Raw genomic sequence first — 25,384 nt, 5'->3', positions numbered from 1 at the left:
GTTCAGGCCTCGTCGGAGGATGGCGAAGCGGCGCGGGCGCGCGGCAGCGGCGCCGGGCCGGTGGAGCCGCGCACCACCAGCTGCGGCACGAAGCCCTGGTTGGACAGGCCCAGCGGGTGTTCGGCGTACGCGTCCTGGCGCAGGCTGCCGATCAGCAGCCGCGCGGCATGGCGGGCGATGTCCTCGGTGGCCTGCTTGGCGGTGGTCAGCGCCGGCCAGGACTGGCGCGAGAACGGGCTGTCCTCGAATCCGGCGATCGACAGGTCGTAGGGCACGTTGAGCCCCACCGACTTGGCCGCGGCCAGCACGCCTGCGGCGATCTCGTCGTTGGAGCCGAAGATCGCCGTGGGTGGCTCGCGCAGCGCCAGCAGCCGGCGCGCGCCGCGGAAACCGTCGTCGAAGGTGTAGTCGCCCGGGATCACCAGGTGCTTGTCCAGGGTGATGCCGTAGTCGTTGAGCGCGGCCTCGTAGCCGGCGTAGCGCTCGGCCGAGGAGCGGTGCTGCGGCCCGCCCCAGAGGAAGCCGATGCGCTGGTGGCCAAGCTGGATCAGGTGCTCGGTGATCTCGTAGGCGGCGTCGCGGTCGTCGATATGCACGCAGGGACCATCGCCAGGGTCCTCGGTGGCGGCGATGATCCGCACCACGCGGATGCCGCGCGCCACCAGCGCCGCCACCAGGTCCGGCCGCTCCGACATCGGCGCGGTCAGCACCAGCCCGGCCAGGCGCGAGCGCTGCACCAGCTCGGCCAGCTCCTCGGCCAGCAGCGGCGAGGTCGAGTCGCACGGATGGATCTGCAGGCCGAAGCCGGTCTCGCGGCAGGCCGCCAGCACGCCGTTCTGCACCGCGATGATGTGGTACGGGTTGGGGTTGTCGTACACCAGCCCGATCACGAACGGGGTGCCGCTGCGCAGGTTGCGCGCGGTGGCGTCCGGCTCGTAGTCCAGCTCGGCGATCGCCGCCAGCACCCGCGAGCGGGTCGCCTGCATCACCGAAGGCTCGTTGTTGATGACCCGCGACACGGTCTTGAGCGAGACCTTCGCCCGTTCCGCGACGTCCTTGATGGTGGGCCTGCGCATGCCGTCCGTCTTCCTGGAAACCGTGTCCATGATGCGCGATCAGCGACCGGCCGGCAGCCCGGCGCGGTGGCCGCGCAGGGCGTAGTAGAGGATGTACAGGTAGCAGGGCACGCCCAGCGCGGCGAACACCCACTGGAAGTGGAAGTACTGCTTGAGCACGGCGAACGCCTGCGGGATGACCGCGCCGCCGGCGATGCCCATGATCAGCAGCGCCGAGCCGGTCTCGGTGAAGCGGCCCAGGCCGCGGATCGCCAGCGGGAAGATCGCCGGCCACATCATCGCGTTGGCGAAGCCCAGCGCGGCGACGAAGCCCACCGAGGCGTAGCCATGGGTCAGCAGGGCGCCCAGCGACAGCAGCACGCCCAGCACCGCCGACACGCTCAGCCAGCGCTCCTGGGTGAACACCCGCGGGATCAGCGCCAGCCCGGCCAGGTAGCCCAGCAGCATCGCCGCCAGGGTGAAGGAGGTGAAGAACTTGGTCTGGTCCAGCGGCAGGTGGAAGGCGTGGCCGTAGGTGCCGATGGCATCGCCGGCCAGCACTTCCACCCCGACGTAGGCGAACAGGCAGGCCACGCCCAGCCACAGGTGCGGGAAGCCGAAGATGCTGCGCGGCCCCCCGCCGCCGGCGTGCGCGGGGGTGGCGTTGGCTTCCTCGCTGCGCAGCTCCGGCAGCGGCGAGAACAGCACCGCCACCGCCACCACCAGCAGCACCGCGGCCATCGCCAGGTACGGCGCGTGGATGCGGGTGGCGAAGCCCTCCAGCAGCTGCTCGCGCAGCGCCGGGTCGGCCGCCTGCACCTGCGCCGCCAGGTCGCCGATGCCGCGCAGCACCAGCGAGCCGAGCACCACCGGGGCGAGGATGCCGGCGATCTTGTTGCAGATGCCCATCAGCGCGATGCGCCGCGCCGCGGTCTCGATCGGGCCGAGGATGGAGATGTACGGGTTGACCGCGGTCTGCAGCAGGGCCAGGCCGCCGCCGATCACGAACAGCCCGCCGAGGGCGCCGCCGAACCAGCGGCGGGTGGCGAACTCGCCGAACAGCGCCGCGCCGGCGGCCATCACCGCCAGGCTCAGCGCCAGGCCCTTCTTCAGGCCGGTGCGGCGCAGGATCCACGACGCCGGCAGGGCGAGGAAGAAGTACGACAGGTAGAACACCATCAGCACCAGGAACGCGGCGATCTCGCTCACGTCGAAGGCCAGCTGCACGAAGGTGATCAGCGGGCCGTTGATCCAGGTGAAGAAGCCGATGATGAAGAACAGCCCGCCGACGATGGCGATCGAGGCGGCGAGGCTGGAACGCGCTTGCGTGGCGGTGGTCGCGGACATCTGGTGGAGCCCTCCCCGGCGGCTGGATGCCGTTCCCGCGCAGCTCCCGGGGGCGCGACGGGCGCCAGCCAGGTGGGAACAACGTTGTCACATTCTTTCCGCGAGACTTGCCCGGATGTCAACCGCCCCGCGCGCCGTCCGGCGCATCCGTGGTGCTGCCCCGCAACATCGCCCTGCCTCGCTTGACCCGGCTGTTTTTTGCTGAATACGAGGGAATGCCGGGATTCGTGCCGGGTGCCGCCGCAACCCACGGCCAGCGCCCCGGGATAGTCCGGGGGAAGTGTTGACATCGTTGTCACGATGACCCAAGACTCGGCCCGTCCGGTGGGCGCCCGGGATAGCCGCCCACGCCAACCATGCCGCCCAACGGGAGCCCGCGTGACCGCATCGATCCAATCCCGCATCGCGCCCTTCATCGCCGCCGACGTCGGCGGCACCCACGTGCGCATCAGCCTGGTCGCCGCCGACGGCGACGGCGGCGCGCCACAGGTGCTGGCCTACAGCAAGTTCCGCTGCTCCGACTACGCCAGCCTCGGCGACATCCTCGCCGAGTTCATCGCCAGCCTCGGCCGCCATCCGGTGTCGGTGGCGGTGATCGCCAGCGCCGGCTACCCGCTGGCCGACGGCACGGTGATCACCAACAACCTGCCCTGGCCGCTGTCGCCGCGCGAACTGCGCGAGCGCTTCGGCCTGGACGCGGTGCACCTGATCAACGACTTCGAGGCGGTGGCCAACGCGGTCAACCAGCTCGGCTCCAGCGAGGTGCTGCAGCTGTGCGGCCCTGCCCAGGCCGCACCCGGCCCGCTGCTGGTGCTGGGCCCCGGTACCGGCCTGGGCGCGGCGGTGTGGATCCCCACCGGCCGCCGCGGCGTGGTGCTGGCCACCGAGGCCGGGCAGGCGGCGCTGGCGGTGGGCACGGAACTGGAGATGCAGCTGCTGCAGCACATGCTCGGCCAGCGCAGCCACGTGCCGATCGAGCACGCGCTGTCCGGGCCCGGCCTGCTGAACCTGTACCAGGCGCTGTGCGCGCTGCGCGGCGCCGCGCCGGTGCACGCGCGCCCGGGCGAGATCACCGCCGCCGCGCTGGGCGGCGGCGACCCGCTGGCACGCGAGGCGCTGGAGGTGTTCTGCGGCCTGCTCGGCAGCACGGTCGGCGACATGGCCCTGCTGTACGGCGTGCACGGCGTGTACCTGGCCGGCGGGATCCTGCCGCAGATCGGCCGTTTCCTCGCCGGCAGCCGCTTCCGCGAGCGTTTCCTCAACAAGGGTTCGATGCGCGAGGCGCTGGAACGGGTCTCGGTGAAGCTGGTCGAGCACGGGCAGCTGGGCGTGATCGGCGCCGCCAGCTGGTACCTGGGTTCGGAATTCGTGGAGCAGTGAGTGGAACGGCGCGCCAGGCGCCGGGTGTAGTCGTGCCGCGGAGTCGAGCGGTCGTGCCGTTCCGTCGCACCTGATGCAGTCCATTGCCGGCATGCCGGCACAACCAAACCGATGATGGGAGAGACATCATGAAGTACTGCAAGTCAGCACTGAGCGCGGCGATCCTTGCCAGCCTGGCCGTGGCCGCCGGCGCGCAAGCCCAGGATGCGGGGGAACGGGCCACCGAGCTGGACACGGTCGTGGTCACCGGCATCCGCGGCTCGATGGAACGCTCGCTGGACACCAAGCGCGAGGCCGACGCGCGCCTGGAGGTGGTCACCGCCGAGGACGTGGGCAAGCTGCCGGCGCACAACGTCGCCGACACCCTGCAGCGCCTGCCGGGCGTGAACATCAGCTCCTCCTCCGCCGACGAAGGCGGCTTCGACGAGGCCGACCGGGTCAGCCTGCGCGGCACCAGCCCCAGCCTCACCCAGACCCTGATCAACGGCCACAGCGTCGGCTCGGCCGACTGGTTCGTGCTCAGCCAGGGCAACAACGTCGGCCGCAGCGTCAGCTACACCCTGCTGCCCTCGGAACTGGTCAGCTCGGTCGAGGTGCACAAGTCCTCGCAGGCCAAGCTGCCGGACGGCGGCACCACCGGCAGCGTCAACATCGTCACCCGCAAGCCGCTGCAATTCGCCGACGCGATCACCGCCGAGGCCTCGCTGGGCGTGGTCAACTCCGAGCAGGCCGACTCCACCGACCCGCAGCTGTCGGCGCTGTTCAACTACCGCAACGAGCAGGGCACCTTCGGCATCCTGGTCCAGGCCTTCAGCCAGAAGCGCGAGCTGCGCCGCGAGGCGCAGGAGATCCCGGGCGGCTTCTTCCAGATCGGCGAGGACGACCCGGTGGCCGCGACCAACCCCGACCTGGTCGGGGTGTGGGCGCCGGGCCTGCTGGGCTCGACCCTGTTCGAGCAGACGCGCGAGCGCAAGGGCGGACTGGTCGATGTCCAGTTCAAGCCGGCCGACAACCTCACCCTGGGCGTGAGCGCCTTCAGCTCGGACATGGACGCGGACAACTACAACCGCAACTTCATGCTCTGGGGCGGCAACTTCGCCCGCGCGCAGGCGCCGGAGCCGGGCTACGTGGTGCGCGACGGCGTGCTGGCCCAGGCCAGCTACGCCGGCGACCCGGACCGCGACTACGCGGTGTACGACATGATCTACCGCGAGGCCAGCGCCAAGACCCGCTACGCCACCTTCGACGTGGACTGGGACATCAGCCCGGACCTGCGCTCGCGCTTCCAGGCCGGCACCACCAAGGGCGAAGGCACCACCAACCGCCAGTACATCGCCGAGGTCACCCTCGCCCGCGGCGGCGGCGCCAGCTGGAACACCCACGGCGCCAGCGCGCCGGTGGACTGGAGCGTGGGCGGCGACACCAGCCCGGCCGGCGTCACCAGCTTCGGCACCTGGGGCAACCAGCTGGTGAGCGCGATCGACGAGGAGGACTGGTTCAGCGCCGACTTCACCCGCTACTTCGACGTTGGCGCGCTGTCCTCGCTGGACTTCGGCCTGCGCTACGCCGACCACGAGCGCGAGGCACGCTCGCCCGAGGGCGCGACCCCGGGCGACATCTGGAGCGACCTGCAGGACGGCGCCACCGCGCCCTACCCGTCCGGCTTCGCCGACGGCATCGGCGGCAGCTTCCCGCGCAACCTGTGGTACTTCACCCCCGGCGCGCTGCGCGACGCGGTGGTCGGCAACTCCACCTGGCTGTCCGGCGACGACGGCCCCACCGGCCGCCACAACTACGGCGGCGAGTGGAAGGTGGCCGAGGAAAGCCTGGCCGCCTACGTGCAGGCCAACTTCCGCGGCGACAACTGGAGCGGCAACGTCGGCCTGCGCTACGTCGACATCGACCAGGACATCCACTCCTACCAGGCGGTCAGCAATCCGGCCAACGCCGAGGTCTCCAGCCTGTTCGGGCAGTGGATCCGGGTCCGCACCAGCAACTCGCACAGCCGCGTGCTGCCCAGCGCGAACCTGAAGTTCAACTTGGCCCCGGACCTGGTGTTCCGCTTCGCCGCCTCGCAGACCCAGACCCTGCCCGACTACTCGGCGCTGGGCGCCGCGTCCTGGGGCTCGGACCTCAACAAGACCGGCGGCGGCGGCAATCCCAACCTCAAGCCGGTGGTGTCGACCAACTTCGACGCCAACCTGGAGTGGTACTTCATGCCGCGCGGCCTGCTCTCGGTCGGCGCCTATGCCATGGACCTGAAGGACTACGTGGCCTTCGGCACCGAGACCCGGCAGCTGTTCTCGGAGCTGACCAACCAGCTGGAGGACTACCTGGTCTCGGTGCCGGTGAACTCCGACGGCAAGGTGCACGGCGTCGAGCTGGCCTACGAGCAGCCGATCGGCGAGAACTTCGGCGTCAGCGCCAACTACACCTTCGCCGACGGCAGCACCGCGCACACCTGGGCCGACGGCAGCAACAACCTGCTGGGTACCTCCAGGCACACCTACAACGTCGGCGCCTGGTTCGAGAACGAGGCCTTCGGCGCGCGGCTCAGCTACACCCGCCGCTCGGAGTTCCTGATCGGCCTGTCCGGCGCCAACCCGTACTACCAGGACGACTTCGGCACCCTGTCGGCGGCACTGAGCTACAAGCTCAACGACCAGCTCAGCTTCAGCCTGGACGCGCTGAACCTCAACGACCCGGAGATCACCTACTACCAGAGCTCCACCATTCCCACGGCCTTCTACAGCAACGGCCGCCAGTACTACTTCAACGTCCGCCTGAAGTACTGAGCGGGGACGCCGGCGCGGCGCGGTCGACCCGCGTCCGCGCCGGCCGCATCATCGGGCCCGGAGCCTTCCGGGCCCGCTGCATTGCCGAAGGCCATGACCAGGGAGCACGCATGACCCGATCCAACCCGTTGCGGCGGCTGTGCCTGCTGGGCGCCGTCGTGCTGGCAGGCACGCTGGCCGGTACCGCCACCGCCTCCGCCCCGGCGCAACCGCTGCCGCTGATCCCGATGCCGGCCTCGCTCGAGCCGCTGCGCGGGCAGTTCGCGCTGGACGCGGACACGCCGCTGCTGGCCGCCGGCGAGGCCGAGCGCACCGTGGCCGCGCAGTTTTCCGCGCTGCTGGAAAAGAGCCGCGGCATCGCGCCGAAGGTGGTGGCCGGCAGCCGCCGCCCCGGCATCCGCTTCCGCCTGGACCCGGCGCACGGTGGCGGCCGCGAAAGCTACCTGCTGGAAGTCGCGCCCGGCGGCGCCAGCATCACCGCCGGCGACCAGGCCGGCCTGTTCTACGGCGCGGTGACCCTGCTGCAGCTGGCCACCCTGGACGAGTCCGGCCCCATCCGGCTGCCGGCGCTGCGGATCGAGGACGCGCCGCGCTTCCCCTGGCGCGGCTTCATGCTCGATCCGGCCCGGCACTTCTGGAGCGTGGAGCAGGTCAAGCAGGTCATCGACGCGATGGCCCTGCACAAGCTCAATACCCTGCACTGGCACCTGACCGACGACCAGGGCTGGCGGGTGGAAATCAGGCGCCATCCGCGCCTGGTGGAGGCCGGCAGCTGCCGCCTGCCGGCCGGCGACGGCGCCATCGATCCGGCCAGCGGCCAGCCGCGCCCTTACTGCGGCCACTACACCCAGGAGCAGGTGCGCGAGGTCGTGGCCTACGCCGCGCAGCACCACATCACCGTGGTGCCGGAATTCGACGTGCCCGGCCACGCCACCGCGGCGATCGCCGCCTACCCGGAGCTGGGCAGCACCGATGCGCCGCTGCGCCCGACCAGCGAGTGGGGCGTGTTCCCCAACCTGTTCAACACCGAGGAAGCCACCCTGGCCTTCCTCGAGGACGTGATCGCCGAGCTGCTGCCGCTGTTCCCCGGCCGCTACTTCCACATCGGCGGCGACGAGGCGGTCAAGGACCAGTGGCAGGCCTCGGCGCGGGTGCAGGCGCGCATGCGCGAGCTGGGACTGGCCGACGAGACCGCGATGCAGGCGCATGTCGTCCATCGCCTCGCCGCCTTCCTGGAGAAGCACGGCAAGCGCGCGATCGGCTGGGACGAGATCCTCGACGGCGAACTGCCGGCCGGCGCGGCGGTGATGTCCTGGCGCGGCACCGAGGGCGGGCTCAAGGCCGCGCGCCTGGGCCACGACGTGGTCATGGCGCCGGTGTCGGCGCTGTACCTGGACTACCTGCAGACCGGTTCCCCGCACGAGCCGCCGGGCCGCCCGGCCACCATCACCCTGCAGCAGGTCTACGGCTTCGAGCCGGTGCCCGAGGGCCTGGAGCCGGAGCGGCAGCACCACATCCTCGGCGTGCAGGCCAACCTGTGGACCGAGCACACGCGCAGCTTCGAGCGCCTGCAGCACCACATGTTCCCGCGCCTGGCGGCGCTGGCCGAGGTGGCCTGGTCGCCGCGCCAGGCGCGCGACCTGGGTTCCTTCCTGCAGCGCCTGCCGGTGCAGCTGCAGCGCTACCGGCGCTGGGGCATCGGCTACGCGTCCACCCCGTTCCAGGTGGACGTGGAACTGCAGGACGAAAGCGACGCCGGCGTGCGCGTGGCCCTGTCCAACCCGCTGGGCTACGAGATCCGCTACAGCAGCGACGGCAGCGCGCCGACCGCGGCCTCGCCGCGCTACCAGGCGCCGCTGCAGCTGCCGCTGCCGGCGCGGCTGCAGGCCGCGGCGTTCTTCGCCGGCAAGCCGCTGGCGCCGGCGCGCGCCTGGCACTGGGACGCGGCCTCGCTGCTGACCCGCAGCGACGAGCAGCTGGACGCCTGCCGCGGGCGCGCGGCGCTGCGCCTGCGCCTGGAGGACGACGGCCCGGCCGAGGGCGAGCGCGCGATCTTCGACACCGACATCTTCTATCCGTGCTGGCAATGGACCGCCGCGCGCCTGGACGGGGTGGTCGCGGTGAAGGTGCGCGCCGGGCGCATCCCCTACTACTTCCAGCTGGCGCACGACGAACCGCACCGCCGCTTCGAGCCGGCGCGTTCGGCACATGGCGAGCTGGACGTGCATGCCGGCGGCTGCGACGGCCAGCGCGTGGCCAGCGTGCCGCTGCCGGCGGCGCCGGACGCGGACGGTTTCGTCGAACTGGAGGCGCCGCTGGCGCCCGCGCTGTCCGGGCGCCAGGACCTGTGCCTGCGCTTTACCGGCGATACCCGCCCGCAAATGTGGGTGGTCGACCGGGTGACGCTGGAAAGGCGCTGACCGCGCGGCGCGACGCCGGCCCGCGGCTGCGGCCGGCGTCGCGTTCAGCCGCCGCGCCGCAGCAGCAGGTCGCGCCAGCGGGTCAGGCGGGTGCCCAGGCCCAGCAGCACGCCAGCGGTATTGGCCAGGGCATCGGCCGGATCGGCCATGCGCGTCTGCGTCAGCGCCCCCTGGGCGAACTCCAGCGCCACGCCCATCAGGACCAGGCCGATGCCCGCCGCCCACAGCGCGCGCCCGGGACGGAAAACCTGCACCGCCGCGGCCGCCAGCGCGGCATAGGCCAGCAGGTGCTCGACCTTGTCGCCATGCCGCGGCAGTTCCATCGGCGGCGGCGGGGTCAGGCTGGCCACGCAGACCACGGCCACCGCCAGCAGCCACAGGCCCAGCCACAGATGCGGCCGCCGCAGCGGCTTCAGCGCGCCGGTGCTCACAGCCGCCAGGTCATGTCGCCGAGCAGGAAGGCCGCACCCAGGTCGATGTCGCGGGTGAAAGCCATGGCCTGGAAGCGCTCGCCCATCTGTTCGGGCAGGGTCAGGCGCTTGAGTTCCTGGCGCAGGCGCAGCACGCCGGCCTCGTCGGTACGCGTCTCGGCCTCGGCCAGCAGGCGGTCGATGCCGTTGCCCAGCAGGAAGCTGGCCTGGCTGCAGTAGCCGGCCAGGTCCAGGCCGGCGCCGGTGCCGGCCTCGGCCAGCGCGGTGAAGTCGACCGAGGCGGTGATGTCCTGCAACCCGGGCCAGCGCAGCACGTCATCGTGCATGCGCTGGCGGTAGAACGCGCGCAGGGTGCCGTCGCTGCGCTGCGGCAGGTAGTACTCGCGGCGGGAGTAGCCGTAGTCGAAGAACAGCATGCCGCCGCTGCGCAGGCCGCCGCCGACCGCCTGCAGCCAGTACGGCAGCTGCGGCAGCAGCTCGGAGCGGTAGCCGTCCGGGAATGGCTGCTCCAGGTAGTCCTCGATGTGGCGCACCGCCGCTTCCAGCAGGGCGTCGGCCGGGCGGTCCACGCGCACGAAGCCGTCGTTGCCGTCCAGCGCCACGTGCTCCTCGTACACCCGGCGGTCGCGCAGCACGAAGCGCGGCGTCGGCAGGGCGTCGATCACCTCGTTGGCGAACAGCAGGCCGTCCCACTCGTCCTGGAACGGGCGGTCCAGCCACTCCACCAGCTCGAACACGGTGGGCACCAGGGTACGCCGGAGGTGCTCGCGCTGGCGCTCGCGCAGGTCGGCCGAGGGCTCCAGGATCGCGTAGCGGTCCGGCAGCGCGTCCAGTTCCAGCAGTCGCTTGAGCGCGACCTCGGCGAACACGCCGCTGCCGCCGCCCACTTCCAGCACCCGCGCGTGGCCGCCGAGCTGGCGCAGGCCCTCGGCCAGCACGCCCGCCACGGTGGCCGCGAACAGCCGCCCGGACTCGGGTGCGGTGACGAAGTCGCCGGCCGGGCCGAACTTGGTCGCGCCGGCGCTGTAGTAGCCCAGGCCGGGTGCGTACAGACAAAGCTCCATGAACCGGGACATCGGGATCGCGCCACCGCCGTGGCGGATCTCCTCGCGGATGTGGTCGGCCAGGATCGCGCTGTGGTGGAGGGCGCCGGGCGCGGGTTCCGGCAGGTCGGTGTGGGGGTGCATCGCTGTGGGACGGCGTGGAGAATGGCCAGCATAGCCGAGCGGACATGCCCGATGCCCCATCCCCGCCCCGTCGTCCTGGTCACCGGCGCCGCCCGCCGCATCGGCGCGGCCATCGCCCGGCGCCTGCACCGCGACGGCTTCGACCTCGCCCTGCACTGCCACGGCTCGCACGCCGAACTGCAGGCGCTGGCCGGCACCCTGGAGGCGGCGCGCCCGGGCAGCGTGCTGGTGCTGCAGGCGGACCTGCAGGCGGAGGAAGCGCCGGCGGCACTGGTGCAGGCCTGCATCGCCCGCTACGGCCGCCTGGACGGGCTGGTCAACAACGCCTCCAACTTCTTCCCCACGCCGCTGGACCAGGCCACGCCGGCGCAGTGGGACGCGCTGTTCGCGGTCAACGCGCGCGCGCCGTTCTTCCTCGCCCAGGCCGCTGCCGCACACCTGCGCGAGCGCGGCGGCGCGGTGGTCAACCTGGCCGACGTGTACGCCGGGACGCCGCTGCGCGGGCATCCGCTGTACTCGGCGGCCAAGGCGGCGCTGGTCTCGCTGACCCGCGGCCTGGCCCAGGCACTGGCGCCGCAGGCGCGGGCCAACGCGGTGGCGCCGGGCGCGATCCTGTGGCCGGAGCAGGCGCAGGACCCGGCGGCGCAAGCCACGATCCTTGGCGATACCGCGCTTGGCCGGGCCGGCACGCCGGAGGACATCGCCGCCGCCGTGGCCTGGCTGCTGTCGGAGGAGGCCGGCTACGTCACCGGCCAGGTGCTGCACGTGGACGGCGGCCGCACCCACTGAAGGCGGGTCACAGCGGCACCACCTCGAACGCCTCGCCGTGCTGCGGGTGGTCGCGCCACAGCTCGGCCAGGGTGCGGCCGCTGAGCGGATCGACGAAGTCCGGGGCGATGTCGGCCGCCGGCTTGAGCACGAAGGCGTGCTTCAGTTCCGGGCGCGGGATCCGCACCTTGCCGCCCTCGCGCAGCACCAGGTCGCCATGGAACACCACGTCCACGTCCAGGGTGCGGTCGGCCAGGCGCGGGCCGCTGCGCACGCGGCCGTGGCGGTCTTCCAGCGCGTGCAGCCAGGCTTCCAGCTCCGGCAGCGCGAGGCCGGTATGCAGCAGGGCGGCGTTGTTGAGGAAGGGCGGGCCGTCGAAGCCGACCGCCGGGGTGCGGTAGGCCGGGGAGACCCGCAGCGTGCCGAAGCGGGCGCGCAATTCCTCCAGCGCCGCGCGCAGGTGGCGCTCCGGCTGCAGGTTGCTGCCGAGGCTGAGCAATACGGGGGTGGCGCCCGCGGGCGCCGGCTGGCTGTGCATGCGGTGCGTGCCTGTTACTGCTGCGCGGACTGGTCGCCGGGATCCTTGCGCGCCGGCACCCGGCGCGGTGGCAACGGTGGCAGCGCGGACGGGTCCTCCGTGGCCTGCGCCTGCGGCTCCCAGGGGAAGCGCGGCAGGGTGCGCACCGCGTTCTCCAGCTTGCGCGACCAGGTGTCGTGGATCTCCGCGTACAGCGGGGTGTCGGCCTCCAGCCGCATCTGCTGGCTCACCCGCAGGTCGCCGGCGCGGACCAGCGCCAGGTCCACCGGCAGCCCGACCGAGAGGTTGGAGCGGATGGTCGAGTCCAGCGACAGCAGGGCGCAGCGCGCGGCGTCCTCCAGCGCGGTGCCAGGGCGCACGATGCGGTCCAGGATCGGCTTGCCGTACTTGGATTCGCCGATCTGCAGGTAGGGCGTTTCCGGCGAGGCGGAGATGCAGTTGCCCAGCGGGTACACCAGGTACAGGCCCGGGCGCTCGCCGGCGATCTGTCCGCCCAGGATCAGCGTGGCCTGGGTGTTGATGCCGCCGTGCGGGTTGTCGCTGCCGGCCTGCACCTGGCTGGCGACCAGCACCTCGCCGACGTACTCGGCCACCTCGAACAGGTGGCGGAAGTTGCGCAGGCTGCGCGGCGCGGACGGATCCTCCGCGTCGCGGCGCAGGCGCGACACCGCCAGCTGGGTGGTGGCCAGGTTGCCCGCGCTCATGACCACGAACACGCGCTCGCCGGGATACTCGAACACGTGCAGCTTGCGGTGCACGCGCACGTCGTCGAGCGAGGCGTTGGTGCGGGTGTCGGCCGCGAACACCAGGCCCTCGTCCACTTCGATGCCGACGCAATAGGTCATGGGTATCTGCAGGTTGCGGTTCGGTGGATTCTACACCCGGCCCCGGTGGCGGCCGGCGCGCGCTCAGCCGGCGAAATAGCCCTCGGCGATGGCCTCGTGCAGGCGCCCAAGCAGCACCTGCGCCTCGTCCATGAAGCCGGCCGGGTCGCCTGCGGCCAGCAGCGCCGGGTCGGCCTGGCGCACCAGCCCGGTGACCCGGTTGAGGGCGCGGTCCACCGGCGGCCGCGGCGGCAGCGCCGGCAGGATCCGGTGCAGCCGCCCCAGGCAGAACTGCACGCTGCGCGGGAACTCGTTGTCATGCAGCAGGAAGCGCAGGGCGTGGGCGGCGGTGACCCGCTGGCGCAGGTGGCGGCGGTACATCTGGTACGCCGCCAGCGCGCGCAGCACCGCCATCCACTGCATGTTGCGCCAGGCCTCCAGGTCGTCCTCGTGGCGCGGCCGCACCAGGCCGGAGGCGCCGGCGTCGATGATCCGGGTGGTCATGTCCGCCTGCTCGATCGCCGTGCCCAGGCGCAGGAAGTGGAAGCCCATGTCGCGGCTGACGTTGGCCTGCAGCAGGCCGGAGACCTTGAGGCAGCCGTCGGTGATGCGGCCGATGAAGTCCATGCGGTAGCGGCGGGTGAGCACCCGCGGGCCGTCGGCGTCCAGGTACAGGTGCAGGTCGTTGACCGCCTCCCACACCTCCTGCGGCAGCGCGTCGCGGATGCTGCGCAGGATCTCGCGCGCCTGCGCCACCGAACTGCGCAGCGAGGACGGGTTGCGCGCGTCCAGCAGCAGGAAGTCCAGCACATCGGCCTCGTCCGGCTCCGGATGCACGCCCAGGAACAGCTCCTCGGCGCCGACCGTGGCGATCATCGGCCGCCAGGTGAAGCGCACCGAGCGCGGCAGGTCCAGCTGCAGCAGGCTGCCCACGCCCACCAGCCGCGCGGTGTTCTCGGCGCGGCGCAGGTAGCGGCTGAACCAGTACAGCTGGCTGGCGACGCGCGAGAGCATCAGGCGGTCTCCTCCAGGTCCACCACCCAGGTGTCCTTGGCGCCGCCGCCCTGGGAGGAATTGACCACCAGCGAGCCCTCGGCCATCGCCACCCGGGTGAGGCCACCGGTGGTCACGTAGGTATCGCCGCGGGAGAGGATGAACGGCCGCAGGTCGATGTGCCGCGGCACCGGCCCGCCGGGACCGATGATCGGCGCGGTGGACAGCGACAGCGTGGGCTGGGCCATGTAGTTGCGCGGGTCGGCCTCGATCAGGGCGCGGAACTTCTCGCGTTCCCTGCTGCTGGCGCGCGGGCCGATCAGCATGCCGTAGCCGCCGGACTCGTTGGCCGGCTTCACCACCAGTTCGCCAAGGTGCTCGAGCACGTAGCGGCGGTCGTCGGCGTCGTGGCACAGGTAGCTGGGCACGTTGGGCAGGATCGGCTCCTCGCCCAGGTAGTAGCGGATCATCCTCGGCACGTAGGCGAACACGACCTTGTCGTCGGCCACGCCGGCGCCGGGCGCGTTGGCCAGCGCGACCTTGCCGGCGCGCCAGCTGCGGATCAGCCCCGGCACGCCCAGCAGCGAGTCCGGGTGGAACACCTCCGGGTCCAGGAACAGGTCGTCGACCCGGCGGTAGACCACGTCCACCCGCTGCGGGCCGTCGACCGTGCGCATGTAGGTGCAGTCGTCGTCGGCCACGAACAGGTCGCTGCCCTCGACCAGCTCGATGCCCATGGCCTGGGCCAGGTAGGCGTGCTCGAAGTAGGCGCTGTTGAACACCCCCGGGGTCAGCAGCACGATCACCGGGGTGTCGCCCGGGCGCGGCGACAGCGCGGCCAGGGTGTCGTACAGCTGCGCGGTGTAGTCGTCCACCGGCAGGATCGCGCTGGTCTCGAACAGCTCCGGGAACACGCGCTTGGCGACCATGCGGTTCTCGAGCATGTACGACACCCCGGAGGGGATGCGCAGGTTGTCCTCCAGCGCGTACAGGGTGCCGTTGGCGTCGCGCACCAGGTCCGAGCCGCAGACGTGCGCCCACACGTCCAGCGGCGGGCGCACGCCCACGCACTGCGGGCGGAAGTTGACCGAGCGCTCCAGCAGCGCGGCCGGGAACACCTTGTCGCGGACGATGCGCTGTTCGCCGTAGATGTCGGCGATGAACAGGTTGAGCGCGCGCATGCGCTGGACCAGCCCCGCCTCGGTGCGCTGCCACTCGCGGCGGTCGATGATGCGCGGGATCAGGTCGAACGGCAGGGTGCGGTCGACGTTGCGGCCGTCGCTGTAGACGGTGAAGGTGATGCCCATGACCCGGGCGGCGACGTCGGCCGCCAGCTGGCGCTCGGCCAGCTCCTGGTCGGAGAGCCCGGACAGGTATTCCACCAGCGGGCGCGCGGCCGGGCGTGGCCGGCCGTCCGGCCCGATCAGCTCGTCATACGAAGGCGTCCGGTACTTCGTCCAGTCCATCGCACCCGCCCGGCCTCCCGGCGGCCCCGCGCCGGTTGTTGCACCGCAACATGCAACGCCGGCGGGCGGCCGTCAAGAGGCCGGGGCGAGCGGGCCCTGCCCGCCCCGTTCGGCCAGCAGGGCGCGGAAATCGGCGCCCCCGGGCTGCTGGAACACGCGCAGGCCGAACTCCGGCAGGATCGCCAGCAGGTGGTCGAAGATGTCCGACTGGATGCCCTCGTACACCGCCCAGCGGGTGTCGTTGGTGAAGCAGTAGATCTCCAGCGGGATGCCGTCGGCACCCGGCTGCAGCTGGCGCACCAGCAGGGTCATGTCCTGGTGCACGCCGGGATGGCGGCGCAGGTAGCGCTCCACGTAGGCGCGGAAGGTGCCGAGGTTGGTGATGCGGCGGGCGTTGACCGGCAGCTGGCCGTCCTCGCCCAGGCCGGCATTCCACTCGGCCAGCTCGCGCTCCTTCTGCGCCAGGTACTCGCGCAGCAGCACGAAGCGCCCAAGGCGCTGGCGCTCCTCCGGCTCCAGGAAGCGCACGCTGGACTGGTCCAGGTACAGCGCGCGCTTGATCCGGCGCCCGCCCGCCTCCTGCATGCCGCGCCAGTTCTTGAACGACTCGCTGATCAGCTTCTTGGTCGGGATGGTGGTGACGGTCTTGTCCCAGTTCTGCACCGTGACCGTGTGCAGGGCGATGTCGATCACGTCGCCATCGGCGTTCTGGCTGGGCATCTCGATCCAGTCGCCGATGCGCACGCGGCCGTCGCCGCTGATCTGCACGCTGGCCACCAGCGACAGCAGGGTGTCCTGGAACACCAGCATCAGCACCGCGGTGGCCGCGCCCAGGCCGGTCAGCAGGTGCAGCAGCTTCACCCCGGCCAGGGTGGCGACGATCGACAGGCCGGCCAGGGCGAAGACCACGATCTTGGCCACCTGCAGGTAGCCCTTGATCGGCTTGTTGCGCGCGTCGGGACGGCGCTCGTACAGCTCGTTGGCCGCGTCCAGCGCGTGCGACACCGCCAGCGCCAGGGTCAGCACCACCCAGGCCTGGCAGGCGCCGTGGACGAAGGCGACCAGCGTCGGCGACAGGTCGGGGATCCAGCCGATGCCGGAGGAGATCACCATCGCCGGCACCACGTTGGCCAGGCGCGGGATCACCCGCATGTCGGCGATCCCGGCCTTGCCGGTCTGGCTGGCGAGCATCGCCAGCAACCGGCGCAGGCCGCGCAGCAGGATGCGCTTGGTGACGAAGTTCGCGATGGCCGCGGCGCCCAGCAGCAGCGCCAGCAGCAGGGCCGGCCAGGCCCAGGGCCAAGGCCCCAGCAGGTCCCTCACCCCATGCAGCCCGATCAGGCTGGTCCAATCACCCGCAGTCGATACACCCCACACCACTTACGACTCCTTCGCCGGCGCACTGCGCTCGATCACCACGCCCACCGCCTGCGCACCGCGCACCGCACCGGGCTTGCTCAGCTTCAACCGCACCCACTGCACGCCGAACTCGCGGATGACCAGTTCGACGCAACGTTCGGCCAGGGTCTCGACCAGGCCGAAGCCGGACTGGCCCACGTACTCGATCAGGCGCTTGCTCACCGCCTTGTAGTCGAGGGTGTCGGCGATGTCGTCGCTGGCCGCGGGCACGCGGTTGTCGAAGGCCATCTCCAGGTCGAAGCGCAGGGTCTGGCGGATGCGCCGCTCCCAGTCGTAGATGCCGATCAGCGCCTCGATTTCCAGGCCCTCGATGAATACCTTGTCCATTGGATGCTGCGACAATACGGGCTCAGGATTCTAGCCCAAGGGCGACGGCACCGAATGAAACTGGCCTATTTCCTCAAGGATGCGACCGCTTCCGGCGGCATGGAGCGCGTGCTCTCCAACAAGTGCGCCTGGTGGTGCGCGCAGGGACACGAGGTGCATGTGGTGTCGCTGGTCGATCCGCAGGGACGCGAGCCGTTCTTCCCGTTTCCCGCGCAGGTGCGCCACCACAACCTCGGCCTGCAGCGGATCTACCGCAAGGGCCTGGCGAACAAGCTGCGCAAGGGACGCAACGTCGAAGCGTTCGTCGCCGCCGCCGACCGCTGGCTCACGCAGTTCCAGCCGGACATCGCGATCTCGATGTTCGACGAGTACTCGCGCCACCTGCCGCGTACCCGCCATGCGTGCCGCAAGGTCGGCGAGCTGCATTTCGCCAAGCACAAGAGCGCGCAGCACATGTACCGGCTGGAGCGGACCGCCGCCGGACGCGCCCTGTGCCGGCTCTACAAGCACGCCGACTACCGCCTGATCGGCGGCTACGACGCCTTCGTGACCCTGACCGCGCAGGATGCCGAGGCCTGGGGCCGGCTCCCCAACATCACCTCCATCCCCAACGCCGCCAGCTTCGCCTGCCCCACGCGCGCACCGCTGGATTCGAAGCAGGTCATCGCGCTTGGCCGCAATACCCGGCAGAAGCGCTTCGACCGCCTGCTGGAAGCGTGGTCGCGGGTGGCGCCACGCCATCCGGATGCGACCCTGCGCATCGTCGGCCCGGGCGGCAAGGACGACCTGCGCCGGCTCGCGCACAGGCTGGGGATCGAGTCGCAGGTCACCCTGGACGACGCCGTGCGCGACGTGCCCGGCGCGCTGATGCAGGCAAGCGTGCTGGCGTTGTCCTCGCAGTACGAGGGATTCCCGATGGTACTGCTGGAGGCGATGAGCTGCGGCCTGCCGGTGGTGGCCAGCGACTGCCGCAGCGGCCCGGCGGAAATCGTCACCCACGGCGAGGACGGCTTCCTGGTCGCGCCAGGCGACATCGAAGGCATGGCCGCGGCGCTGGACCGGCTGCTGTCGGATCCGTCGCTGCGCGACGCGATGGGCGCCGCCGCCCACCGCAACATCGCGCGTTTCTCCGGGCAGGCGGTGATGGCCCGCTGGCAGGCGCTGTTCGAAGGGCTGTTACGCGCCTGAGGCGGCCAGTGCCGGCAGGGCGGCCATGTCCCACCGCGGCGTGACCCGCACCGACGTGTCCTCGTGCTGGCCGGCCTCCAGGCGCAGCGCGCCGGCGAAGGCGATCATGGCGCCGTTGTCGGTGCACAGCGACGGACGCGGGAAGCAGGCGCGGCCGCCGCGCCGGGCGCACATCTCCTGCAGCCTGGCGCGCAGGCGCTTGTTGGCGCCGACGCCGCCGGCGATCACCAGGGTGTCGCTGCCGGCCGCGTCCAGCGCGCGCCCGCACTTGATCGCCAGGGTGTCGACCACCGCGTCCTCGAAGCCGCGGGCGATGTCGGCGCGGGTCTGCTCCGACTGGTCGGACTGCTGCCAGGCCAGCAGCACCTGGGTCTTCAGCCCGCTGAAGGAGAAATCCAGTCCCGGGCGGTCGGTCATCGGCCGGGCGAAGCGGAACGCACCCGGCGTGCCGCGTTCGGCCAGCGCGGCCAGCTGCGGGCCGCCCGGGTACGGCAGGCCCATCAGCTTGGCGGTCTTGTCGAAGGCCTCGCCGGCGGCATCGTCCAGGGTCTCGCCGAGCAGGCGGTAGCGGCCGATCGCCTCCACCGCCACCAGCTGGGTATGGCCACCGGAGACCAGCAGGGCCACGAACGGCGGAGCCGGCGGGTTGTCCTCCATCAACGGCGCCAGCAGGTGGCCTTCCATGTGGTGCACCGCCACCGCCGGCACGTCCAGCGCCCAGGCCAGGGCCCGCGCGGTGCCGGCGCCGACCAGCAGGGCGCCGACCAGGCCGGGGCCGGCGGTGTACGCCACCCCGTCCAGGTCGGCCGGGGCCAGCCCGGCCTCGGCCAGGGTCTGGCGCACCAGCGGCAGCAGCTTGCGCACGTGGTCGCGGCTGGCCAGTTCCGGCACCACGCCGCCGTATTCAGCGTGCAGGGCGATCTGGCTGTAGACCGCATGGGCGAGCAGGCCTGCGCCGGGGGCGGTGTCGTACACGGCCACGCCGGTTTCGTCGCAGGAGGTTTCGATGCCAAGGACACGCATGGGGGGAGTTCCGGGGGAAAGGGGGCGGCCGCGGCGCGGCCTGCACCGGCGCACTTGCAGCGCGGCCGGCGAGGTGGCTATCATACGCGGCTCACCGGGCGCGACCCGGTATTTTGTGTCCCGGAGATTCCATGCCCAGCGTCAAAGTCCGCGAGAACGAGCCCTTCGAGTTTGCGCTGCGTCGCTTCAAGCGCACCTGCGAGAAGGCCGGTGTCCTGGCCGAAACCCGCAAGCGCGAGTACTACGAGAAGCCGACCCAGGAGCGCAAGCGCAAGGCTGCTGCCGCGGTGAAGCGCCAGCTGCGTCGCATGTCGCGCGACGTCACCAAGCGCCAGCGCCTGTACTGAGCCTGCGCTGCTGACGCCATGCCGCCCGTGCGCGGGCGCATGGTGTACAGGGCACCGAAGCCGGCACGCCGTCGCGTGGCCGGCTTTTTGTGTTCGCCGCGGCACCGCCCCGGGCGGCCGTCCGGCTTTGATTTAGCGACCTTGGAAGGTGTGCCATGAGCCTCAAGCAGCGTCTGACCGACGACATGAAGGCCGCCATGAAGGGCGGCGACAAGGAAACCCTGGCCGTGATCCGGCTGATCAACGCCGCGATCAAGCAGAAGGAAGTCGACGAGCGCATCCAGCTGGACGATGCCGCGGTGGTCGGCGTGCTGGACAAGATGGTCAAGCAGCGCCGCGACTCGGTGTCCCAGTACGAGGCCGCCGGCCGCGAGGACCTGGCCGCGGTCGAGCGCAACGAGATCGCGGTGATCGAACGCTACCTGCCGGCCAAGCTGGACGAGGCCGCGATCCTGGCGGCGATCGACGCCGCCATCGCCCAGACCGGCGCCGCCGGCCCGGCCGACATGGGCAAGCTGATGGGCGTGCTCAAGCCGCAGCTGGCCGGCCAGGCCGACATGGGCCAGGTCTCGGCCCTGGTCAAGCGCCGCCTCGCCGGCTGATCCCTCCCCCCGCCGGTGCCCCCGCACCGGCCCCTGCCCCGGCCGCCCCCGCGACCGGGGCAGCCCTATCCCTGATCGGGCCCTCACGGCGGCATTGCTGCAATGGCCGTCCCCGCGCCCGGAACCCGCCCATGGCCACCCACGCCCGCGACGGGCGCCCCGACCGGCCCGCCGCCGCCCCCGTTGCCATCCGCGCCGCCGCGGGCAGCCGTCCCGCTTGCGCGGCGGATCGGGCGCATGTCCGCTGACAGCCTCGCGACCACGGCCGCGCCCGGGACGGTCCCGGCCGCCGTGGCCGTGCGCGGTGGCCGGATCGGCTCGATCGACCTGGCCCGCGGCCTGGCCGTGTGCCTGATGATCGTTTCCCACGGCACCAACGGGCTGATGCCCTACGCCGACTTCCCGGACTGGGGCCAGGTGCCGGTCCACGCCCTGACCAAGTTCTCCTCCTCGCTGTTCTTCATCGTCTTCGGCATCGCCCTGGCCGTGGCCTTCGTGCCGAAGACCGCCGCCCCGGACTGGCCCGGGCGGCGCAACCACCTGGTCCGGCGCGGCCTGCTGGTGCTGTTCTGGTACAAGCTGCTGACCGTGGTCGAGCTGTGGGACCGCGGCCGCGACGCGGTGGTGGACGCCCTGCTGTACCGGTCCTTCCCCTCGTTCGTGGAGATCCTGGGCTTTTACGCCATCGCCCTGCTGTGGATCCCCTGGCTGCTGCCGCTGTGGGCGCGTACCCCGGCCTGGCTGCGCTGGGCCAGCCCGCTGCTGGCGGGCGGGCTGTGGTGGTGGGTGTCCGGCCACGTCGACTTCGACAGCCGGCCGCTGCGCGCGGTGCTGGTCGAAGACCACGAGCTGTACACCTGGGGCCAGCTGTCGCGCCTGCCGCTGGTGCTGCTGGGACTGCTGCTCGGCGGCCTGCTGCGGCGCTGGGACCAGGAGGCCCGCAGCCGGCTGCTGCTGGCGGGCGGGATCGTGGTGGCCGGCTTGCTGCTGCTGGCGGCCTTCGCACACCTGGCCGGCGAACCGCTGCGCCCGGTGCTGGTGGAGATCGGCCGCAACCAAGGCAAGCATCCGCCCGGCCTGCTGTTCTCGCTGTTCAGCGTCGGCGGCGCCCTGGTCCTGCTGGGCCTCAGCGTGGCCGGCGGCAACCTCCTGGCGCGCGCACTGCGGCCGCTGGCGGTGGTCGGCAGCGACTCGCTGATGGCCTTCATCGTCCACATCTCGGTGATCTTCCTGCTGCTGCGCGGGACGCTGGGCTATTACCAGGCCGTGTCCTACGAGCACGCGCTGCTGCTGTCCGGCGGCCTGGTCGTCGCGACCGCGGCGTGGATCGCGCTGTGGCAGGCGCTGCGCGCGCGCCTGCGCCAGTGGCGGGAGCGGCAGCGCGGAGCCGCGCATGCGGGCTAGCCGCTGCTGCCTGCTGCTGGCCCTGCTCGTCCTGCTGCCGCCGCCGGCGGCCGCCGCGCCGCCGACCGCGCCTCCCGCCACCCAGGCCGCGGTGCCGGCCTGGTCCACCGCACTGGAGCCCAGGCTGCGCGCGATCGAGGCCGCGCTGGGCGAGGGCGCCGGGATCGGGGTCTACGTGCTGCACATGGATCGCGACGAGTCCTACGGCTACCGCGCCGGCGAGCCCTGGTACCTGGCCTCCGGGGTGAAGGTGCCGGTGGCGATCGCGGTACTGCGCGAGGTCGAGCGCGGCACGCTGGCGCTGGACACGCCGGTGGTGTTGCGGGCCGACGACTACGTCGACGGCGCCGGCGCCACGAACCGGCACCGCCCCGGCGAGGCGCTGGCGCTGTCCTGGCTGCTGGAGCAGATGATCGTGCACAGCGACAACACCGCCACCGACGTGCTGATCCGCACCGTCGGCCTGGCCGCGGTGAACCGGGTCGCGGCCGAACTGGTGGACGCGCGCCTGCGCATCACCACCCTGGCCGACGTGCGCCGCCTGGCCTACGGCCAGTTCCATCCCGGCGCGGCACGGCTGGACGCGCAGGACCTGCTGGCACTCAAACGCGTCCCCGCCGGCCCGGCACGGGTACGCAAGCTCGCCGCGCTGCTGGGCGTGCCGCCGGAACAGCTGCGGCAACCGGACCTGGCCGCGGCGTTCGAGGCCTACTACGCCACCGGCGCCAATAGCGCGACCCTGGTCGACTACGGGCGCATGCTCGCCACCCTGGCCGACGGCAAGGCCCTGGGCGCGGAGGCCACCGGCTGGCTGCTGGAGCGGATGCTGCGGGTGGAAACCGGCCACCGCCGCCTGCGCGCCGGCCTGCCGCCGGGCATCGCCTTCGCCCACAAGACCGGCACCCAGTACCGGCGCACCTGCGACCTGGGCATCGCCATGCAGCCGGCCGATCCGCCGGCGCGTCCGGATCCGGCGCGGGTGGTGGTTGCCGCCTGCGTGCGCGGCACCGGCACCGCCGCCGGCGAGCACGCCCTGCAGCGGATTGCCGCAGCCATCACCGCCGCCGGGGTATTCGTGGACACCCCGCCACGACCCACGGTGTCGCCGCCGGCATGGCCCTGAGTTCCCGCCCCCTGCATCCTGCGCTGCCGGCCGTGCTGGCCCTGGTGCTGGCCGCCTGCAGCCGCCCTGCCCAGCCGCCTGCCGCGCCCACGGCAACGGAAGCGGAAGCGCCGGCGTGGATCGCCGCGCTGGAGCGGGACGTGGCGGCGATCGACGCGGCCATGCCCGGCGATTTCGGCGTGTACGTGCACCGCCTGGGGCCCCCGGCCCAGGCCGGCAAGCTGGACCTGGGCCAAGGCCGTGCCTGGTACCTGTCCTCGACCATCAAGGTGCCGGTGGCGATCGCGGTGCTGGAGGCGGTGGATGCCGGCGAACTGGCCCTGGACGAGGAACTGGAACTGACCGCCGGCGACTTCGTAGATGGCGCCGGCGACATGCTCCAGCACGAACCGGGCGAGCGCTTCAGCATCGCCACCCTGCTGCACAAGTCGCTGCGCGACAGCGACAGCACCGCCACCGACATGCTGGTCCGGCGGATCGGCCAGGACCGGCTCAACGCGCGCCTGTCCGCCTGGAACGGCTCCGGCTTCGGCCGCGTCACCAGCATCCGCCAGGTACGCTACGACGCCTATGGCGCGCTGCATCCGGGGGTGGCCGGGCTGGACAGCATGCAGATGCTGGCCCTGCGCCAGGCCGAGGCCGGCGAGCCGCGGCTGCAGGCGCTGGCCGATGCGCTGGGCGTACCGCGCGCGGAGCTGGGCGACACCACCCTGGAGCAGGTGTTCGAGGACTACTACGCGCGCGGCCTGAACTCGGCGACCCTGCCGGCCTACGGCCGCCTGCTGGAGCGGCTGGCCAGCGGCGAGCTGCTGTCGCCGCGCTCGACCGCGCTGCTGCTCGGGCACATGCGCGCGATCAGCACCGGCAGCCGCCGCATCCAGGCCGGGCTGCCGGCAGGCGCGGACTTCGCGCAGAAGACCGGCACCCAGCAGCAGCGCGCGTGCAATGTCGGCCTGCTCGATCCCGGCCTGGGCCGCGACGGCGCCACCGTCGTGGTGGCCTGCGCCGAGCACTTCGGCGAACTGGAGCAGGCCGAGCAGGCATTCCAGGCGCTGGGCCGCGCCCTGGCCGCCGCGCTGGCATTGCCCTGACCCGCCGCCCCGCCACGCGCCAGCGGTGCCCCGGCAAGGCGGCGCCGTTTGCGCGTGCGCCACACCGGGCGGAGGCCAGTACCGATTCATTCCGCGCGCCCTAGAGTTGGCGGTTCCAGCACCGTATCCATTCCCGCCGACGCATGAGCCACCTGTCCCTGCGCCCCGCCACCCCCGCGGATATCCCGCTGATCCTGTCGCTGGTCCGCGAACTGGCCGAATACGAGCGCCTGGCCCACGAGGCGGTGGGCACCGCCGCCGACCTGGAGGCGGCCCTGTTCGGCGCGCGCCCGGCGGCGGAGGTGGTGATCGCCGAATGCGACGGCCAGGCCGCCGGGTTCGCCCTGTTCTTCGTTTCCTTCTCCACCTTCCTGTGCAAGCCCGGCCTGTACCTGGAGGACCTGTACGTGCGCCCGGAATTCCGCAGCCGTGGCATCGGCCACCGGCTGATGGCCCATCTGGCGGCGCTGGCGGTGGAGCGCGGCTACGGCCGCTTCGAGTGGTCGGTGCTGGACTGGAACGCGCCCGCGATCGCCTTCTACCGCCGCCTCGGCGCGCGGCCGATGGACGAATGGACCGTGCAGCGCGTCGACGGCCAGGCCCTGCACGCGCTGGCGGCCCAGGCCGGCGGCTGAGCGCTCACGCACCGGCAACGCGCCAGCCAACAAGCTGGGCCCGCCACCGCGACCGTGCCCGCATGACCCGTCCCTCGCTCAACAAGCTGCGCCGGCACCTGCAGCGCCTGCAGGAAAGCCTGCCGGTGGCGCTGGTGAAGCGCTTCGTCGAGGCCGACCTGATGACCCAGGCCGCCTCGCTGTCCTTCTACACCCTGCTGTCGCTGGCGCCGCTGCTGGTGCTGCTGCTGTGGCTGACCGCCTCGCTGTACCCGCCGGCGCAGCAGTCGCTGGTGGACCAGATCGGCGCGCTGGCCGGCGAGCAGGCCGCGGTGGTGGCCGAAACCATCATCCGCAATGCCGATTCACAGCCGGACGTGGGCTCGCTGGCCGGCCTGGCCAGCACCGGCCTGCTATTCGTCGGCGCCACCGTGGTGTTCGCCCAGCTGCAGGGCGCGCTCAACCTGATCTTCCGCACCGGCGGCGAAAAGCTCGGCGGGCTGGGTGCCTGGCTGCGCAAGCGGGTGTTCTCGCTGGGGGTGGTCCTGGCCCTGGGCTTCCTGCTGATCGTGTCGATGATCGCCACCACCGCGCTGCAGCTGGTGTTCGCGCGCATCCCCTCGCTGCTGCCGGTGGTCGGCTACGTGACCACCCTGCTGCTGTACGCGCTGGCCTTCGCCTTCCTCTACCACTACCTGCCCGACCGCCGGGTCGACTGGCGCCAGGCCTGGCTGGGCGGGGCGATCACCTCCGGGCTGTTCGCCCTGGGCCGCTACCTGATCGGCCTGTACCTGGCCCAGGCCGCCCCGGGCAGCGCCTACGGCTCGATGGGCGCGCTGGTGCTGCTGCTGGTGTGGATGTACTACGCGGCCCTGGTGTTCTTCGCCGGGGCCCTGGTGACCGCGGTGATCGACGAACGCGCGCACGCGCGCCAGCGGCTGCGCCGGGCCGGGATCGGCGCCGTGCCCCCGCGCACCGGCGCTGACGGGGGCACGCAGGCCGCGCCCTGAGGCCCCGCGCGCGCCGCCGCGCCCCGCCGGGG

Annotated in this window: 22 protein-coding genes and 1 pseudogene; 12 read left to right on the top strand and 11 right to left on the bottom strand. The window is 72.2% G+C overall.

Annotation, left to right across the window (positions count from 1 at the left end; all coding sequences use genetic code 11):
* Positions 1-2 precede the first annotated feature (2 nt).
* Positions 3-1,076: a LacI family DNA-binding transcriptional regulator gene (locus EIM47_RS00220; RefSeq protein WP_019399222.1), complete on the bottom strand. Its 1,074-nt coding sequence runs from the start codon at positions 1,074-1,076 to the stop codon at positions 3-5.
* A 39-nt stretch (positions 1,077-1,115) separates the two neighbouring features.
* Positions 1,116-2,402 (bottom strand): sugar MFS transporter, encoded by a 1,287-nt coding sequence (locus EIM47_RS00215; RefSeq protein ID WP_125075761.1) that lies wholly within the window; start codon positions 2,400-2,402, stop codon positions 1,116-1,118.
* Between the two features lie 378 nt (positions 2,403-2,780).
* Here EIM47_RS00215 and EIM47_RS00210 point away from each other — a divergent pair, with 378 nt between their 5' ends.
* The 3 genes from EIM47_RS00210 to EIM47_RS00200 all read left to right on the top strand — a co-directional run bounded on the left by EIM47_RS00210 (position 2,781) and on the right by EIM47_RS00200 (position 8,997).
* Positions 2,781-3,782 (top strand): glucokinase family protein, encoded by a 1,002-nt coding sequence (locus EIM47_RS00210; RefSeq protein ID WP_019399224.1) that lies wholly within the window; start codon positions 2,781-2,783, stop codon positions 3,780-3,782.
* Positions 3,783-3,910: 128 nt separating this feature from the next.
* Positions 3,911-6,577, top strand: a complete 2,667-nt coding sequence (locus EIM47_RS00205) for a TonB-dependent receptor (protein ID WP_019399225.1) — start codon at positions 3,911-3,913, stop codon at positions 6,575-6,577.
* A gap of 110 nt (positions 6,578-6,687) precedes the next feature.
* A complete protein-coding gene (locus EIM47_RS00200) occupies positions 6,688-8,997 on the top strand; it encodes a family 20 glycosylhydrolase (protein ID WP_037034225.1) in 2,310 nt (769 codons plus the stop codon).
* Between the two features lie 44 nt (positions 8,998-9,041).
* Here EIM47_RS00200 and EIM47_RS00195 read toward each other — a convergent pair whose 3' ends face one another.
* Positions 9,042-9,428, bottom strand: a complete 387-nt coding sequence (locus EIM47_RS00195) for a membrane protein (protein ID WP_019399227.1) — start codon at positions 9,426-9,428, stop codon at positions 9,042-9,044.
* A complete protein-coding gene (locus EIM47_RS00190; RefSeq protein ID WP_125075759.1) occupies positions 9,425-10,615 on the bottom strand; it encodes an SAM-dependent methyltransferase in 1,191 nt (396 codons plus the stop codon). Before EIM47_RS00190 ends, EIM47_RS00195 begins: the two co-directional genes overlap by 4 nt.
* A gap of 51 nt (positions 10,616-10,666) precedes the next feature.
* Between EIM47_RS00190 and EIM47_RS00185 the strand changes: the two genes are divergently transcribed.
* Positions 10,667-11,404 carry a pteridine reductase gene (locus tag EIM47_RS00185; protein WP_019399229.1) on the top strand — a complete coding sequence of 246 codons (738 nt, stop codon included), beginning with the start codon at positions 10,667-10,669 and terminating at the stop codon, positions 11,402-11,404.
* Positions 11,405-11,411: 7 nt separating this feature from the next.
* On the opposite strand, the gene folK is transcribed toward EIM47_RS00185, so the two are convergent.
* The 6 genes from folK to folB all read right to left on the bottom strand — a co-directional run bounded on the left by folK (position 11,412) and on the right by folB (position 16,950).
* On the bottom strand, positions 11,412-11,921 hold the full coding sequence (gene folK / locus EIM47_RS00180; protein WP_028914404.1) for a 2-amino-4-hydroxy-6-hydroxymethyldihydropteridine diphosphokinase: 510 nt from the start codon (positions 11,919-11,921) through the stop codon (positions 11,412-11,414).
* A 14-nt stretch (positions 11,922-11,935) separates the two neighbouring features.
* Complete coding sequence (locus tag EIM47_RS00175; protein WP_028914403.1) at positions 11,936-12,766, bottom strand: 20S proteasome subunits A/B; 831 nt, start codon at positions 12,764-12,766, stop codon at positions 11,936-11,938.
* Positions 12,767-12,829: 63 nt separating this feature from the next.
* Positions 12,830-13,759 (bottom strand): alpha-E domain-containing protein, encoded by a 930-nt coding sequence (locus tag EIM47_RS00170; RefSeq protein WP_019399232.1) that lies wholly within the window; start codon positions 13,757-13,759, stop codon positions 12,830-12,832.
* Positions 13,759-15,204 carry a circularly permuted type 2 ATP-grasp protein gene (locus EIM47_RS00165; protein WP_125075758.1) on the bottom strand — a complete coding sequence of 482 codons (1,446 nt, stop codon included), beginning with the start codon at positions 15,202-15,204 and terminating at the stop codon, positions 13,759-13,761. The genes EIM47_RS00170 and EIM47_RS00165 overlap by 1 nt, the downstream gene beginning before the upstream one ends.
* A 72-nt stretch (positions 15,205-15,276) precedes the next feature.
* Positions 15,277-16,527 carry a mechanosensitive ion channel domain-containing protein gene (locus EIM47_RS00160; RefSeq protein ID WP_125075757.1) on the bottom strand — a complete coding sequence of 417 codons (1,251 nt, stop codon included), beginning with the start codon at positions 16,525-16,527 and terminating at the stop codon, positions 15,277-15,279.
* A 57-nt stretch (positions 16,528-16,584) separates the two neighbouring features.
* Positions 16,585-16,950, bottom strand: coding sequence for a dihydroneopterin aldolase (folB, locus tag EIM47_RS00155; protein ID WP_019399235.1), 366 nt, complete (start codon positions 16,948-16,950; stop codon positions 16,585-16,587).
* 54 nt (positions 16,951-17,004) lie between these two features.
* On the opposite strand from folB, the gene EIM47_RS00150 reads away from it, so the two are divergent.
* Positions 17,005-18,138, top strand: coding sequence for a glycosyltransferase family 4 protein (locus EIM47_RS00150; protein WP_164514517.1), 1,134 nt, complete (start codon positions 17,005-17,007; stop codon positions 18,136-18,138).
* Here the strand turns inward: EIM47_RS00150 and tsaD are convergent.
* Positions 18,127-19,161 (bottom strand): tRNA (adenosine(37)-N6)-threonylcarbamoyltransferase complex transferase subunit TsaD, encoded by a 1,035-nt coding sequence (tsaD, locus tag EIM47_RS00145; protein WP_125075755.1) that lies wholly within the window; start codon positions 19,159-19,161, stop codon positions 18,127-18,129. The two genes, EIM47_RS00150 and tsaD, sit on opposite strands and share 12 nt — an antisense overlap.
* Before the next feature lie 131 nt (positions 19,162-19,292).
* On the opposite strand from tsaD, the gene rpsU reads away from it, so the two are divergent.
* The 7 genes and pseudogenes from rpsU to EIM47_RS00110 form a co-directional block, all read left to right on the top strand.
* The gene (rpsU, locus tag EIM47_RS00140; RefSeq protein ID WP_013533886.1) at positions 19,293-19,508 is read left to right on the top strand and encodes a 30S ribosomal protein S21; all 216 of its coding nucleotides are present in this window, start codon (positions 19,293-19,295) and stop codon (positions 19,506-19,508) included.
* Positions 19,509-19,663: 155 nt separating this feature from the next.
* Complete coding sequence (locus EIM47_RS00135) at positions 19,664-20,110, top strand: GatB/YqeY domain-containing protein (RefSeq protein ID WP_019397770.1); 447 nt, start codon at positions 19,664-19,666, stop codon at positions 20,108-20,110.
* A gap of 237 nt (positions 20,111-20,347) precedes the next feature.
* On the top strand, positions 20,348-21,514 hold the full coding sequence (locus EIM47_RS00130) for an acyltransferase family protein (RefSeq protein WP_125075754.1): 1,167 nt from the start codon (positions 20,348-20,350) through the stop codon (positions 21,512-21,514).
* Positions 21,504-22,637: a serine hydrolase gene (locus EIM47_RS00125; protein ID WP_125075753.1), complete on the top strand. Its 1,134-nt coding sequence runs from the start codon at positions 21,504-21,506 to the stop codon at positions 22,635-22,637. Before EIM47_RS00130 ends, EIM47_RS00125 begins: the two co-directional genes overlap by 11 nt.
* Positions 22,628-23,728, top strand: coding sequence for a serine hydrolase (locus tag EIM47_RS00120; protein ID WP_125075752.1), 1,101 nt, complete (start codon positions 22,628-22,630; stop codon positions 23,726-23,728). The genes EIM47_RS00125 and EIM47_RS00120 overlap by 10 nt, the downstream gene beginning before the upstream one ends.
* Before the next feature lie 143 nt (positions 23,729-23,871).
* Entirely contained in the window at positions 23,872-24,363 is a 492-nt protein-coding gene (locus tag EIM47_RS00115; protein ID WP_125075751.1) for a GNAT family N-acetyltransferase, read from the top strand.
* A gap of 62 nt (positions 24,364-24,425) precedes the next feature.
* Positions 24,426-25,298 (top strand): annotated as a pseudogene (locus EIM47_RS00110) (YihY/virulence factor BrkB family protein); the annotation flags it as partial.
* Positions 25,299-25,384: the final 86 nt, after the last annotated feature.

Source organism: Pseudoxanthomonas sp. SGT-18 (genome assembly GCF_003931645.1).
Taxonomy (GTDB): domain Bacteria; phylum Pseudomonadota; class Gammaproteobacteria; order Xanthomonadales; family Xanthomonadaceae; genus Pseudoxanthomonas.
This window is presented reverse-complemented; position numbering and strand designations above follow the sequence as displayed.

What these genes read in the sequence shown, in the direction of transcription:
- EIM47_RS00220 (WP_019399222.1), bottom strand. Translation starts at nt 1,076, where the DNA reads ATGCGCAGGCCCACCATCAAGGACGTCGCGGAACGGGCGAAGGTCTCG.
- EIM47_RS00215 (WP_125075761.1), bottom strand. Translation starts at nt 2,402, where the DNA reads ATGTCCGCGACCACCGCCACGCAAGCGCGTTCCAGCCTCGCCGCCTCG.
- EIM47_RS00205 (WP_019399225.1), top strand. Translation starts at nt 3,911, where the DNA reads ATGAAGTACTGCAAGTCAGCACTGAGCGCGGCGATCCTTGCCAGCCTG.
- EIM47_RS00200 (WP_037034225.1), top strand. Translation starts at nt 6,688, where the DNA reads ATGACCCGATCCAACCCGTTGCGGCGGCTGTGCCTGCTGGGCGCCGTC.
- EIM47_RS00190 (WP_125075759.1), bottom strand. Translation starts at nt 10,615, where the DNA reads ATGCACCCCCACACCGACCTGCCGGAACCCGCGCCCGGCGCCCTCCAC.
- EIM47_RS00185 (WP_019399229.1), top strand. Translation starts at nt 10,667, where the DNA reads ATGCCCCATCCCCGCCCCGTCGTCCTGGTCACCGGCGCCGCCCGCCGC.
- folK (WP_028914404.1), bottom strand. Translation starts at nt 11,921, where the DNA reads ATGCACAGCCAGCCGGCGCCCGCGGGCGCCACCCCCGTATTGCTCAGC.
- EIM47_RS00175 (WP_028914403.1), bottom strand. Translation starts at nt 12,766, where the DNA reads ATGACCTATTGCGTCGGCATCGAAGTGGACGAGGGCCTGGTGTTCGCG.
- EIM47_RS00170 (WP_019399232.1), bottom strand. Translation starts at nt 13,759, where the DNA reads ATGCTCTCGCGCGTCGCCAGCCAGCTGTACTGGTTCAGCCGCTACCTG.
- EIM47_RS00165 (WP_125075758.1), bottom strand. Translation starts at nt 15,204, where the DNA reads ATGGACTGGACGAAGTACCGGACGCCTTCGTATGACGAGCTGATCGGG.
- folB (WP_019399235.1), bottom strand. Translation starts at nt 16,950, where the DNA reads ATGGACAAGGTATTCATCGAGGGCCTGGAAATCGAGGCGCTGATCGGC.
- EIM47_RS00150 (WP_164514517.1), top strand. Translation starts at nt 17,005, where the DNA reads ATGAAACTGGCCTATTTCCTCAAGGATGCGACCGCTTCCGGCGGCATG.
- tsaD (WP_125075755.1), bottom strand. Translation starts at nt 19,161, where the DNA reads ATGCGTGTCCTTGGCATCGAAACCTCCTGCGACGAAACCGGCGTGGCC.
- rpsU (WP_013533886.1), top strand. Translation starts at nt 19,293, where the DNA reads ATGCCCAGCGTCAAAGTCCGCGAGAACGAGCCCTTCGAGTTTGCGCTG.
- EIM47_RS00135 (WP_019397770.1), top strand. Translation starts at nt 19,664, where the DNA reads ATGAGCCTCAAGCAGCGTCTGACCGACGACATGAAGGCCGCCATGAAG.
- EIM47_RS00130 (WP_125075754.1), top strand. Translation starts at nt 20,348, where the DNA reads ATGTCCGCTGACAGCCTCGCGACCACGGCCGCGCCCGGGACGGTCCCG.
- EIM47_RS00125 (WP_125075753.1), top strand. Translation starts at nt 21,504, where the DNA reads ATGCGGGCTAGCCGCTGCTGCCTGCTGCTGGCCCTGCTCGTCCTGCTG.
- EIM47_RS00120 (WP_125075752.1), top strand. Translation starts at nt 22,628, where the DNA reads ATGGCCCTGAGTTCCCGCCCCCTGCATCCTGCGCTGCCGGCCGTGCTG.
- EIM47_RS00115 (WP_125075751.1), top strand. Translation starts at nt 23,872, where the DNA reads ATGAGCCACCTGTCCCTGCGCCCCGCCACCCCCGCGGATATCCCGCTG.